Here is a 14313-nt window from a genome sequence, read left to right on the forward strand (position 1 = left end):
GCAGATCGTATAAGCACACTTTGACTTCTGTTCACGCTCTGGTAGTTTAAATCGCGTTTTCAACTTCAACAGCGAATACCATGTATTTGAATTACTTTGGGTTAAGCGATAATCCGTTTTCAATCGCACCAAACCCCGATTACCTCTATATGAGCCCGCGGCACAAAGAGGCGCTAGCTCACCTTACTTTTGGGCTAAGTGAAAGTGGCGGTTTTGTTATGCTTACCGGCGAGGTAGGTACAGGGAAAACCACGGTTTCTCGTAAGTTATTGCAACAATTGCCAGATAACACCCAAGTAGCAATGATACTAAACCCAACGCTTTCTGCGCTGGAGTTGCTCGCCACGGTATGCGATGAACTTGGTTTACCGTACCAAGAAGAGAAAGCCAGCTTAAAATACTTCACCGATTTGATTTTATCTAAATTGGCAGAAAATCACCAACAGGGCATGAATACCGTGTTGATGGTTGATGAAGCGCAACATTTATTGCCAGAAGTGTTGGAGCAGTTGCGGTTACTCACGAATCTAGAAACCAACCGCGAAAAACTACTAAAAGTGGTATTAATTGGTCAGCCTGAATTACAGCAACTATTGAAGCGTAACGAGCTGAGACAGCTCGCGCAGCGTATTACTGCCCGGTATCATTTACTGCCCCTTACCGCCCCGGAAGTTAGTGCTTACATAGCGCATAGGCTTAGTGTGGCTCACGGTGATGTGAGTATTTTTAGCAAATCTACTTTGCGGGCAGTGCATCAAATAACCGGTGGTATTCCAAGAGTTATAAACTTGCTTTGCGATAGAGCATTAACGCTTTCTTTCACCAAACAACATGCCGTAGTGCAAAAGCCTATTTTCCTTGCTGCGGCACAGCAAATTCTTGGTGAAGATGTGGTCAGCCAGCGTATACAGGGTAACCGTAAATGGTGGCTTGCTAGCGCATTTGTAGTGGCTGTGTTTTGTGGCTATGGCCTAGGGAGTTTATATGTCTAACATTCTTAGTATTAGTGACCTAAAGCCCGGCATGGTGATTGTTAGAATTACGCAACAGAATGGCCCAGTTAAAATTCGAAAATCCGGCTTGGTCTCCAGTGATGCTATGGTGGAAGGCTTAGCAGAAATGGGGGTTCAGGAAATAGAAATAGATCCCGATCAAACCGTAGAGATTGCGCCTGCAGCTACAGCTGGCGTTGGACATCGAACGCAAACCCAAGCGCTATTACGTGGCCAGCACGATACCAGCGCAAAGTTCGACAAAACGCTATCTGACCAATTTAATCGCAGTTTGTTTTTGCCTACCGTGCAAGGGCTGCCTTCCATGTGGAAGGTATATGGTAAAGAGCTGGCGACTTACTCAGCGATTGTTGCAGGTGGTTTATGCTTAGGGTTTCTGATTGCCACGCGAGGGGAGTGGTGGCCTACCGTTACTGCGTCGGTTGTGGAATCTATTCGACCTGAAGCTCCAAACACCATTGGCATCTCGGAGCAAGGCTCCCAAGCGCTTGCACAAGCCCCTTCACAGTTACCTGCGCAAGTGAACTCTCAAGGCAGCGAACAAGGGGCTGAACAAACTACAGCGCCTGAAACTACGCCACTAATGGTGCCCAATGCATCTGAACAAGTATCAACGACTAGCGATAATTCACCTTCTGAAAATATCGCTTCGCAAGAAGATGGTTCAGATCGCATAGCGCAAGCCGCTAATACCAACCCAAATTCGCAGTCAGTGCCAAGCCAAGCACGGACGGAAAACCCATCACGGACGGAAAATCAGACGCGGTCGGGAAATCAAAATGACGCTGATGATACCCTCGACTTAGCCGCGGCTGAGGAAGAAGGGCGGGTGCTTAATTCTCAAGGTAACCAAGATGACAACAAGATTGAAGTATCGCCAGAACTGTTAGCGCGTTTTAATCAAGCGGTGGCAGCGCTTGATACTCAAGCTGAGAACAATGATTTTGAGCCGGAAACGAAAGTGACGGTACGAGATAATATTCAGCGTGTTGATCAGTTGCCTGTACGGCTATTAACGCGGTTGCCCTCTATGAATTTCAGTGCGCATATGTACGCTTCACGACCAGACGATCGTTGGGTGCGAGTGAATGGCATACAAATGAGTGAGGGTGATTGGATTGACGATAAAGTGCAAATTGTCAATATTGAAGCGCAGCAAGTGGTGCTAGGTTTTGAAGAAGAACTCTTCACCATGGCGGCGCTTACTGACTGGTAGTAAAGGCGCTAGGTAATGGGTATTGAAGTGAATGTTAATACCCTTGGCTTATAGTCAGGGTGCTCATTAGTCTGGCGCTTGATTTACCAATACGTCTTGAAAGAAATTCGACAAGTTCACGTTGAAATCATCGGGCCGCACGCCCGAAACAATTTCATCGTCATTATCACTTAAATCTAACCGAGTAATATCATCATATTGCTGGGATGGAACGCTATAAAATGTCATTACAATGGGACTCATTGTACTAAGTGGGTTTTGTTGGCTGACAATGGCAAGTTTCCCACTTTTTAGCCTAACAATTGAGCCTACAGGGTGCACTCCCATGCATGTGACAAATTGGCTAACCAAGGCTTGATCGAGGCTCTTATCTTCCGTTAATCGTTTGAGGGCCTGGGTGGGGCTAATACTTTCTTTGTGGGGACGATTGGACACCATAGCATCGTAGGTATCAATAATACCTGCAATGCGCGCAAATTCTGAAATTTCCATGTCTTTGAGTGCTTTAGGGTAGCCACTGCCGTCTATGCGTTCGTGATGTTGCGCAATAATCGATAACACTAAATCCGAAATATCACCGCACTGCTCCACAAGCTCAACACCAATATCAACATGGGTTTTCATCACTTCCCAATCTGCCGCTGACAAGTCTTGAACACTGTTGTGAACATCCATAGGTAACGACGACATGCCAACGTCCATTAACAATGCCCCTAGACTCGCTTGGTCTATGGTTCCTCTGTCATAGCCAAGAAACTGGGTAAACATGCCCATTAAAATACTACAGTTGATAGAGTGTTCTAGCAGGTAAGCGTTATTGTTTTTTATCAGGGTTAAGCAGGACAGGGCGTCCTTGTTATCAAATATACTATCGATAAGGCTCTGAGCTAGTTCTTTCACTAATTTTAAGTCGTTTACCGCACCACGATTAAGTGCAGATAAAAAACCGTTTTGTATATTTATCGCATCAAAGTAAAGCCCATTAGCTTCTTTCATTGCGTTTCTTGTAAGGCTATTTGGGGCTGGCGACTGCTCTTCTTTTACGTTAGTAGACGCTTGAACGATTGTTTCTGAAGTGGGAAGGGGAGCTGAGTCGGTTGCTGGTTCGTGAATAACAGACTTCTCGAAGTCTACTTGAACAATCTGTATCCCGCGAGATTTTAAGGTGTTGATGACCGTTTGATGTTTTATAAGGCCCTTTGAACGCATCCGTAAGCTGCCAGTTTGTTTAAGTACTTGGTTGATGTACATCCCTGGTTTGAGATCATCAATAGGTACTGCTTTCAGCATAAAGACTCCATTCAATTTTTTGAGCGATGTTAATTACTTACTAAAGTTAGGCGAAGTACGAGTACTTCGCCATCACTACGGCGCAAAATTCCACTGAACGATACTAAAGTTTAAACTTTACGTTTAAGAGTGAGTATTTTACAGCCAGTATTTAAATCCAAGCAGGTTGCTTAGCTTCGTAAGCCGAGATTTTGTCGGTAAGCTCAAGCGTTTGGCCAATTGCATCTAACCCTTTTAGCAAGTTAGTTTTATGGTGATCCGCAATGTCGAAGCTAAAGCTATTCTCACCAAAAGTTACAGTTTGCTCTGGTAAGTTAACCGTAATTTCTAGCGCTGGATTGGCTTCTACTGCTGCAAATAGCGCGTCCATTTCACTGCTGGCAAGCGCAACTGGCAACAATTGGTTGTTAATGCAGTTGCCGTAAAATATATCAGCATAGCTGGTGGCAATAATGGTCTTAAAACCAAAATCGTTCAGCGACCATGGCGCATGTTCACGGCTAGAACCACAACCGAAGTTTTCTCTGGTAAGTAGAATACTTGCACCGGCAAACTCAGGTTTGTTCAATGAGAACTCAGGGTTAGGTACTTTTTCTTCTAAATCCAAATAACGCCAATCGTGGAACAAGTGCTTTCCATAGCCCGCACGGGTTACACCAGTTAGAAACTGCTTAGGAATAATTTGGTCGGTATCTACGTTAGCTTGGTCTAGCGGTACCGCTGTACCTGTATGCGCGGTAAAACCTTGTGTTGTATCAGACATTATTTACTCCTGAAAATCTCTAACGTCGGCGAAACGGCCCGTAATAGCGGCGGCAGCTGCCATCGCTGGGCTAACCAAGTGGGTGCGTGCACCACGGCCTTGGCGGCCTTCAAAGTTTCGATTACTGGTTGATGCGCAGCGATCGCCAGCCACCAGTTTATCGTCGTTCATACCTAAGCACATAGAGCAGCCCGGCAAGCGCCACTCAAAGCCAGCATCGGTAAAAATTTTATCTAACCCTTCAGCTTCCGCTTGTTTTTTCACATGACCTGAACCCGGAACCACAATGGCGGTAACCGAATCGACCACTTTGCCGTTTTTAGCAATATGGGCAGCTGCACGTAAATCTTCAATACGACCATTAGTACAAGAACCGATAAACACATGGTTTACGGCAACATCGGCAAGCTTGTCGCCTGCTGATAATCCCATATAGCCCAAGGCTTTTTTAGCGCTTTCTTTTTCGATAGGATCAGAGAAGTCATCTGGGCCCGGCACGGGTGCATCAACACCAATAACTTGGCCTGGGTTTGTGCCCCAAGTAACCTGAGGTGCAATGTCAGCCGCTTCAAGCTCTACTACTGTGTCAAAGCTTGCGCCTTCTTCAGTGTAAAGGGTTTTCCAATAGGCTACTGCGTCTTCCCAGTCTTGGCCCTTCGGCGCATATTCACGGCCTTTAAGGTATTCAAAAGTAGTGTCATCTGGTGCAATTAAGCCTGCTTTAGCACCGGCTTCAATGCTCATGTTACACACGGTCATGCGCTCTTCCATGGTTAAACCAGAAATAGCTTCACCCGCGTATTCAATAACGTGCCCCGTTGCGCCTGCGTGACCAATTCTACCAATGATGGCAAGAATAATGTCTTTCGCAGTAATACCAACAGGAAGCGTACCATTTACCTTAATAAGCATGCTTTTCGCACGGCTTTGCTTAAGGGTTTGGGTGGCTAATACGTGCTCTACTTGAGACGTACCAATACCAAATGCTAGGGCACCAAATGCGCCATGAGTGGCAGTGTGTGAGTCGCCACATACTACTGTCATGCCCGGTTGAATTAGGCCTAGTTCAGGGCCCATAACATGCACAATACCTTGCTTTTGGTGGCCAACAGGGTACAGCTGGATACCGTGTTGTTCACAGTTATTCGCAAGGGTGTGAAGTTGAAGCGCATTTTGCGGGCCGCATGCATCTATCGCCAACGAGCGAGTAGAAATACTGTGATCCATCGTGCCTACTGTGCGCTCAGGACAACGTACTTTACGGCCTTTTTCATTTAAGCCAGCAAAAGCCTGAGGCGAAGTTACTTCGTGTATAAGGTGGCGATCGATATAAATTAAGCTGTCTTCGCCCAATTGATCGATAATATGTGCTTGCCACACTTTGTCGTATAAGGTCTTGGCCATGGTGTTAATTACTCCTGCGCCATTAATTGTTTTACTATTTCATCACCTACTTGTGAGGTGGTAGATGCGTTCTCTCGCTTATCATCAGGAAGGAGTTCGCCTGTAAGAACCCCCGCTTCTAATGTGGCAATAACCGCTTTTTCGATAGCGTCGGCAGCATCAGTTAGGTTCATACTGAAACGCAACATCATGGCGGCAGAAAGCACTTGTGCAATTGGGTTGGCAATACCTAAACCTGCAATGTCAGGTGCAGAACCACCCGCTGGCTCGTATAAACCAAAGCCATCTTCATTCATACTAGCAGAAGCCAATAAGCCCATAGAGCCTGTCATCATGGCACATTCGTCAGAAACGATGTCGCCGAATAAGTTTGAACACAGCATTACATCAAACTGCGCTGGGTTCTTCATGATTTGCATTGTCGCGTTATCAATGTAGATGTGGTCTAGTTCTACATCAGGGTAGTCTTTTGCCACTTCTTCAGTCACTTCGCGCCATAAGCGGCTGGTCAGTAATACATTGGCTTTATCGACTGAAGTTACTTTACCGCGACGTTTCTGCGCAGCTTCAAAAGCGGCAACTGCAATACGGCGAATTTCGCGTTTGCTGTAACGCATAGTGTCATAAGCAAACTCTTCTTCGCCTTCACCTTCGCGACCCTTGGGCTGGCCAAAGTAAATGCCGCTGGTAAGTTCACGAACCACCAACACATCTACACCCGATTTAGCAATGTCTTCACGCAGTGGAGACAAGGCTTCTAACCCAGGATAAATACGGGCAGGGCGTAAGTTACTAAATAAATCAAAGTGACTACGCAGTGTTAGTAACGCAGCGCGCTCTGGGCGTTGCTCTAACGGTAAGGTGTCCCACTTAGGGCCGCCAATACTACCAAATAAAATGGCATCGGCTTGCTCACAACCTAACAAGGTTTTTGAGGGCAGGGCTTCACCTTCAGTATCGATAGCATAACCACCGACAGGGTAGGCTGTGCGGTTAAATGCTACGTCGAATTTCTTTTCTACCGCATCTAAGACCTTGTTAGCCTCTTGCATTACTTCTGGGCCTATACCGTCTCCGGCTAATACGGCAATTGAGAACTGGCTCATTTAAACTCCTGCAACGCGTTCTTGTTGATTTTTCTGCTGGTCAATTTGATCAGCTAAATAAGTGTTGTTTAGTACGAAAATAAGGGCTTTAACACCAGCTTCAACAATATCGGTGGCAAGACCAATGCCGTGGAAACGACGCCCTTTATAAGTGGCGATTACACTTACTTGTGCTAGGGCATCGGCCCCTTCGCCTTTTGAATCTAATTTGAAGTCTACAACTTCAACATCTTCATGGCCCAAGATTGCTCTAATCGCATTGTATGCTGCATCAACAGGGCCGTTACCAATACTAGATTGGATAATCTCTTCTTCACCTACCTTCAGTTTAACCGTAGCGCTTGGAATAATTTCTCTTCCTGACGTTGCTTGAAGGTTCATCAATTGATAGTGAGCGTGGTCGTGCTTTTGCTTATCGAAGAATAATAAAGCTTCTAAGTCGTAGTCATAAACTTGGCCTTTCTTATCAGCCAACTTCAAGAAGGCGTCGTAAACCGCTTCTAAGTCGTAATCTTCTACCTTGTAACCCAATTCAGTTAAGCGATGCTTAATCACATGGCGTCCTGAACGAGAGGTTAAGTTTAGGTTGTTTTTATTAATACCTACACTTTCTGGTGTCATGATCTCATAGGTATTTTGCGCTTTTAATACACCGTCTTGGTGAATGCCCGATGAGTGACTAAATGCGTTCGCACCTACAATGGCCTTATTCGCTTGAACCGGCATGTTACATAATTGGCTAACCAACTTAGACGTACGCGAAATTTCTTGCGAATTGATGTTGGTGTTAATACCCAACATGGCTTGACGGGTTTGCAAAATCATTGCAATTTCTTCAAGCGAGGCATTACCCGCACGTTCACCAATACCGTTAATAGTACATTCAACCTGACGCGCACCTTGCTCTACCGCGGCTAGTGAGTTAGCTACTGCTAAGCCCAAGTCGTTGTGGCAATGTACAGAGATAATGGCTTTGTCGATATTTGGAACGCGATTAAACAACTGCTGAATAATGCCGCCGAATTCTGTTGGCGTTGTGTAACCTACCGTATCGGGAATATTCACCGTGGTAGCACCGGCATTAATGGCGGCTTCTACCATACGGCATAAATAGTCTATGTGAGTACGGCCAGCATCTTCACACGAAAATTCAACGTCGTCGGTGTATTTGCGAGCATGTTTAACTGCTGCAACTGCCATATCAACTACTTCATCGTGAGATTTACGTAGCTTTGCGCCAACGTGAATTTCTGATGTAGCAATGAAGGTGTGAATTCTAAATTGCTCAGCCACACTAAGCGCCTGTCCGCAGGCATCAATATCCCCTGCCAATGCACGAGATAAACCACAAACTACAGAATTCTTAACTTCTTTTGCGATCATTTGAACCGAGCGGAAATCACCAGGCGATGAAACAGGAAAACCTGCTTCAATGATGTCGACGCCTAAACGTTCGAGTGCTAGAGCGATCTGCAGCTTTTCTTTGGCACTTAGGCTTGCAGGCAAGGCCTGCTCACCGTCTCGCAATGTGGTATCAAAGATTTTCACTTGATTTGTCATAACGCTCTCTCGTTTATAAAAGTTAAAAAAAAACCCGTGCTAAGCACGGGTTTCTGTGTAATTAATCGCTGGTCGCAATCTACCCGTGCAGTCTTGCTGCCATAAGGAGTAGAGTTAGAAGAAAGCGATTGCGCATCATTTGCGTATTTTCTTTGCCGACCAGTTGATAGCGACAATGTACCGATCCACGCCTTTAAGGTCAACCTTTGATTCTAATAATGCGTATAAATTTTGGTTATAAATAATGGTTTTTTGAAAATAGGATTTCCATCCTACTTTTTGTTGTTATTTAACACTTTCATTTCACCTGCTTTGAATCCAGTGGGTAAAAAGCGGGTCGTTAGGATGTATATACTAATTTCATCAAATTGGTGAAGCGCTGGTATTGCCTATTCAATTAGCCAAATTGCGATGGAACAGCGAAATTTGCTGCTTAATCAAGGCGTATTGTTTTAGTGATTTTGATAGGGTAAATCACTTACTATCTTCTTGAGAGCAAAATGATGAAGCGCGCTATTTTTTCTTTAGGTTATTCGTTTCTTATCTTCACGTTTTCAACCATTGTTTTTGCAAAACCCTTTTCGAAAAATCTAACCGACTTCGAGTATCCCTTTGATGTTCACACTTTGACATTTGAATCTCAAGGGCGGGGATTGAACATGGCATACATGTATTTGCCGGCAGAAGAAGGGCAACCAACAGTACTGTTGTTGCATGGTAAGAACTTTGCCAGTAGTTATTGGGAAACGACAGCTAATTGGCTACACAATCAAGGATATGGGGTGGTTATTCCTGACCAAATTGGCTTTGGCAAATCAGATAAGCCGGTTAATTATCAATACAGCTTTGCAGCATTAGCGAATAATACCAAAGATTTGCTCACCTCTTTGAATCTAGACGATGTGATTGTGACAGGTCATTCAATGGGCGGCATGGTGGCATCGCGATTTGCACTGCTTTTCCCTGAAATGACGAGCAAATTGATATTAATCAACCCTATAGGGTTAGAGAATTATCTGCATTATGTTGAGTACAAAGATGTGGAATTTTTCTATCAAAATGAACTGAAAAAAACGCCTGAAGATATCGTTAATTATCAAAAGAAAAACTATTACGATGGTGATTGGAATAGTACCTATGCGGAACATGCTAGTTTTCTAACAGGGTGGATTGAAGGTGATGATTGGCCTCAGCTAGCCAAAGTGAGTGCGTTAACCTACGACATGATATTTACTCAACCGGTTATCGAAGAATTCGATAATTTACAAATACCTGTCACCTTAATTTTAGGTACACGGGATAGAACCGGACCTGGGCGAGGTTGGAAAAAAGAGGGCGTTACGCGAGAGTTAGGTCGTTACGATAAACTTGGCGCTGAAGTTAAAGCCCGCAACACTGCCATAACGGTGAAAGAGCTTGACGGTTTGGGGCACTTACCACACGTTGAAGCCTTTTCTCGCTTTATAAAGCGCTACGAAGAAGCGTTGGATTAAATACCGACACTGTGCAGGGAAGTATGTATCAAGGTAATCATTGCGTTGTTGTTAAAGCCTGCCATAGGTGTGCCTTAAATAAGAACTCGGCTTAACCTTTCAGGGTGAAATTTTTCCAGTTTATGTGAGTAGACAGACGCATTTCTCGCAATGAAAGTGCTCGAGGTGCTCCCTTCGATTTATGTCGCCACATATGTCCGCTGCACGCAGATGCCATAATTGCCGTCGTAGGTTTTAGAAGTTGCCGTTTTAATACCGCATTTGCGTCGGTGAAGCAGGGAGTGTCTTTTTCTGGGGTGTACTGATTGGTTTCAATCTCACTATGCGCCACCTCGCCGTCAAGAGAAAACCATCCGTGTTTATTAGTATGAAGCGTGTTTGTGGTGCGGTTCACGCTATCTATTGAGTCGAGCTCTATATGCATACCTTCTAGCGTAGTGATGCATATCGGTACAACCAAACCGTAATCTGCATATTGCCTATACCACTGATATTTTTTATCAATAGATTGGGTGATCCCAGGGCACTTTCCAGGTTGCTTGATAAACCAACTTCCATTGTGGGGATCGATGTCTAGCGGTGAGTTATTGTCAATGAGGTATCGCGCCACACTTCGAATATGGTGGGGCAGGCCGGCTAATCGGCGGCGCAGTATCGACACATTGGCTGGGCCCTTGTGCGCGATAAGCAAAAGCTCTCTTTCGTATAACGCAGTACAAATTTCAGTGAACTGTGGTTGTGCACCACCTAGCTCGCCTGAATTGCTAAAAAAGCCTGATTGTGTGGAAGACGTATGTCCGTCGGATGCCATAATACTGGTAAGACAATAAAAAAGACGCAATAAACCTACGTTAGCAGGATTTAGGCTGGGTATCCAGAAACCCAATGCTACCAACTAATAAATATAAGTCACAGTTTGGCAGCAGGAGAATTATAGGCTGCGTGACTGAATTAACAGCCTTGAAACGCTAACTAGTTTTTCTGTAATGAATGCCCACAAATGAAAGTATCTATCCCGCCAGCGTACGGCAACAATAGCCATTAACATTTTACATTACCAATCTAGTCGCATCGAATATATTTATATAAGCAATTAGTACTACCGCTTTCGAATTGGTCTTCATTTGACGAATCAATACTAAAGAATAATTATTTAATTTATCTCACGTTTTTTACCTAAAAAATAAACTCAAATTGCAGTCATTTATAGCTAACCGTCTGATAACTACAAATTAGTATCTGATTTGGATGGTGGGTGCTTTTATTGGTTAGTTGTTGTGTTGTTAATTGGCATTACAATTGATGTTAATGAATCTGTGTTTTTGAGTGATCAAAGGTTGACCAGTGTATGTTTTTCGTCTAGCTTTGTAATTATCTTGTAAGTGAAGTGTATCTTTAATGGTGCAGGGTGTAACCACACATAACTTAGCAACGCTGATTTGAAAGCCTAAAAGCTCGGTTCAAAACGCTGCAAGAGGAAACACACATTATCTAAGATTACCTTAGCGATGTTATCTGCAACATCGTTGAGTTTTGCCACTTCTACCCTTGCTCAAGACGCTCAACAAGAAGCTGAAAAAGACGTAGAAGTTATACAGGTTTCTGGTATTCGCGCCTCGCTTGCCAGTGCACTAAACGAAAAACGTTTTACAAACAATTTAGTAGAAGTCATTGAAGCTGAAGACATTGGTAAATTGCCTGACCAAAACTTAGCGGAAGTGTTAGAAAACATCACGGGTATACAAATTACGCGTGAAGCGGGTGTTGGAACAGGGGTTCAGATTCGTGGTACCGACGCTAACCGAACAGAAATAAACGGCGTATCTACAGTGGGTTCAGGCGCAGGCCGAAGCGGTATCGATTTTGAAGATGTGTCAGCAGCAATTATTGCCGGTTTGGAAGTTACCAAGTCACCAGATGCGAAAACAATTGAAGGTTCTGTTGGTGGTACCATCAACCTTAAAACAATTCGTCCTCTTCAATTAACTGAGAGATTGACGTCGATTCGTATTCAAGGTGAAAACAGCAGCTTGTCTACAGACAGTGGTTTCCAACCTCATCTTTCAGCGACGTTTGGTGATAACTGGGAAAACGATCACGGTAAATTCGGTGTGGTAGTGAGTGGTAGTTATTCGGAGCAAGATGTATCGGCGTTCAGACCACGTGCTGACCGAGATAACTTAATTGCATCAGATAGCGGCGTGGCCAGTGCGCAATCCTTCGATTTCCTACCCATTCAGTTTTTCGTACAAGATTATGATAACTACGAATATGAAACGAAAAACTTTGTAGGTACCTTTGAATGGCAGCCAAACGACAACACTAAGTTTTTCTTCGATGCAATCATCAATGACCAAGAACGTTTGCAAGAAAGCTCACGTGTTCAAGCGTCAGGCGTAAGTGCACTTAACGATATTTCAGTACCGGATGCCTTCGAAACGATTAATTTCGGTTCTTTAGGTGGCACTGATTTAGGTTCAATGCAGGCTGCTCTTCGCGGTGTCATTCCAGTCAATCTTGATAACGATGACGACGATCCTAATCTTCGTTTGTCTACCGATACAAACTCTCGTATTACAGAGAGCCAAATCTTTAGATTAGGTGGTGAGTGGCAAGGCGAGAAATGGTTTGTAAGTGCTGAAGTTGCCTCTTCATCTTCAGATACTACCACTCCTAGCTTTAATACTACCCTTAACTTTATCAACCCCAATGCACCGCTAGATGCTGGTGGTGGTAACGACAACAGTGTTCCGTTTGAATATGACTTATCTGGCGGTTCATTAGCGTTCGGAATTGCTTCTGGTGCAGAATACGCACCAAAAGTAGAACAGCTTTTAGACCCTGCTAACGTTGTTTTACGTGATGTGAATATAGGTAGAGATACCACTGAAAACTCAGAAGATGCGATCCGTTTTGATTTTTCTTATTACGTAGACTCGATGATCACGTCAGTTGACTTTGGTTATCGCTACAATAAATCAGCGAGCACCCGTGACGATGTTAACACCAGTGTTGGTTTAAGAAGTATGGAAGACAGCCCTCGAGGTGATTTGTTCTCTGAATTACTAGTCGCTGGGCCTAATAACTTCAACGATGCGGATGGTCGCGAACTTTACGTTAGAGATTTCTTAATCATTAACCCTGAATTAGTGGCTTCAGATCCAGATGGCGTATTAGCTACACTACAACAAGCTATGGACGCACACGGTTCGACGGCTACATTGAATGCGCCAACATCAAGTTCATCAGGTTTCTTCGACATCGAAGAAGAAACACATGCACTTTATGCGCAAGCAAACTTTGAATATGAGATGTTCCGCGGTAATTTTGGTTTGCGTTATTTGCAGACAGACGTTACCTCTGTAGGTAACTCAATTACTGTTGACGGTGATGGAAACGAATTGGTATCGCAAGTAACTAATACCGGTGATTATGATTTCATTCTACCTCGGTTAAATATTGTTGCTGATGTGGCTGATGATGTTGTCCTTCGCTTCGGTGCCGGTAAAGATATACGCCGCCCTGACTTCGACGACTTATCTACTTCAGTAACATTTAGCACAAGCCCTAACCCAAATGTAGCTATCGGTAACCCTGGTTTAGAGCCTGAAGAAGTAACCTCTTTCGACTTAGCGGCAGAATGGTACTTTGCTGAAGCGAGCGTGTTAAGTGTTGGTATATTCCATAAAACACGTAAAGCGCTTCATGTTGACCAGATTGTAAGTGCATTTGAAGATCCAGTAACAGGTTATCGTGATCTTACCGACCCTTGTGAAGGTGGCGGTGTGTTTAACCCAATTGCTGATATCAACGTTTTTGGACCTGAACTAGGCACAGGTATTTGTGTAGGTACAGAAACTAAGATTAACGACGCTGGCGAAACCACGCAAAAAGGTATCGAAATTGCGGTTCAATATGACCTTTCAGGTTTTGAAAAAGAACTTGGTTGGGCTTCAGGTTTCGGTGTACTTGCTAACTACACGATTCAAGAGTTCGATGGTGGTGATTCAGAGAATACAGCCACTAGTCGTGCGGCAAATGTATTTGCAGCTTCTACGGGTATCGATGATATTGAAGTGTCAACAGTTCAAGGCTTACTAAACTTATCTGAAAATGCCTATAACTTTACCTTGTACTACGAGAAGTTTGGTTTGTCAGCCCGTATGCGTTACACATGGCGTGAAGCGTACCGCTCGGACGACTTCGGAAGCACATCTAGTTTCCCTTGGGGTTTCCCAGTAGTTCAGGAAGACCGTGGTCAGCTTAACGCTAGCATCAACTACGACGTGAACGAAGACTTGAACATAGGTATTGAGGCGGTAAACATTACTGAATCAGAAGTTGAGCAGTCTTGTATTAATGAAGGTGCACTGTTGTGCTTCCAAGGTCTTACCGACCGCCGAGTGACTTTAGGTGCTAACTACCGCTTCTAAATAGCGTGTAGCTTCGCTAACAACACTAAAATTGA

10 protein-coding genes are annotated in these 14313 nt (G+C 44.2%); 4 read left to right on the forward strand and 6 right to left on the reverse strand.

The features are described 5' to 3' along the window. The first annotated feature begins 80 nt into the window (after window positions 1-80). On the forward strand, window positions 81-992 hold the full coding sequence (locus tag J5X92_RS00095) for an AAA family ATPase (protein ID WP_013785254.1): 912 nt from the start codon (window positions 81-83) through the stop codon (window positions 990-992). Continuing rightward, window positions 985-2229 (forward strand): general secretion pathway protein GspB, encoded by a 1245-nt coding sequence (locus J5X92_RS00100; RefSeq protein WP_126872054.1) that lies wholly within the window; start codon window positions 985-987, stop codon window positions 2227-2229. Before J5X92_RS00095 ends, J5X92_RS00100 begins: the two co-directional genes overlap by 8 nt. A 66-nt stretch (window positions 2230-2295) precedes the next feature. On the opposite strand, the gene J5X92_RS00105 is transcribed toward J5X92_RS00100, so the two are convergent. The 5 genes from J5X92_RS00105 to leuA form a co-directional block, all read right to left on the reverse strand. Continuing rightward, window positions 2296-3519: an HD-GYP domain-containing protein gene (locus J5X92_RS00105; protein WP_126872053.1), complete on the reverse strand. Its 1224-nt coding sequence runs from the start codon at window positions 3517-3519 to the stop codon at window positions 2296-2298. Between the two features lie 151 nt (window positions 3520-3670). Beyond that, entirely contained in the window at window positions 3671-4282 is a 612-nt protein-coding gene (gene leuD / locus J5X92_RS00110) for a 3-isopropylmalate dehydratase small subunit (protein ID WP_013785251.1), read from the reverse strand. A 3-nt stretch (window positions 4283-4285) separates the two neighbouring features. Beyond that, entirely contained in the window at window positions 4286-5686 is a 1401-nt protein-coding gene (gene leuC, locus J5X92_RS00115; RefSeq protein WP_013785250.1) for a 3-isopropylmalate dehydratase large subunit, read from the reverse strand. A gap of 8 nt (window positions 5687-5694) precedes the next feature. Next, entirely contained in the window at window positions 5695-6792 is a 1098-nt protein-coding gene (leuB, locus tag J5X92_RS00120) for a 3-isopropylmalate dehydrogenase (RefSeq protein ID WP_208804155.1), read from the reverse strand. Beyond that, a complete protein-coding gene (leuA, locus tag J5X92_RS00125) occupies window positions 6793-8352 on the reverse strand; it encodes a 2-isopropylmalate synthase (RefSeq protein WP_013785248.1) in 1560 nt (519 codons plus the stop codon). It abuts the gene before it with no gap. Between the two features lie 503 nt (window positions 8353-8855). Between leuA and J5X92_RS00130 the strand changes: the two genes are divergently transcribed. Beyond that, complete coding sequence (locus J5X92_RS00130; protein WP_126872086.1) at window positions 8856-9845, forward strand: alpha/beta hydrolase; 990 nt, start codon at window positions 8856-8858, stop codon at window positions 9843-9845. Window positions 9846-9936: 91 nt separating this feature from the next. Here the strand turns inward: J5X92_RS00130 and J5X92_RS00135 are convergent, their stop codons facing one another. Beyond that, on the reverse strand, window positions 9937-10731 hold the full coding sequence (locus tag J5X92_RS00135) for a hypothetical protein (RefSeq protein WP_232363144.1): 795 nt from the start codon (window positions 10729-10731) through the stop codon (window positions 9937-9939). A 622-nt stretch (window positions 10732-11353) separates the two neighbouring features. Between J5X92_RS00135 and J5X92_RS00140 the strand changes: the two genes are divergently transcribed. Continuing rightward, the gene (locus tag J5X92_RS00140) at window positions 11354-14278 is read left to right on the forward strand and encodes a TonB-dependent receptor (RefSeq protein WP_208804157.1); all 2925 of its coding nucleotides are present in this window, start codon (window positions 11354-11356) and stop codon (window positions 14276-14278) included. Window positions 14279-14313 lie beyond the last annotated feature (35 nt).

Origin of the sequence: Alteromonas sp. K632G (assembly GCF_017653625.1) — a bacterium.
In the GTDB taxonomy this organism is placed as follows: domain Bacteria; phylum Pseudomonadota; class Gammaproteobacteria; order Enterobacterales; family Alteromonadaceae; genus Alteromonas; species Alteromonas naphthalenivorans.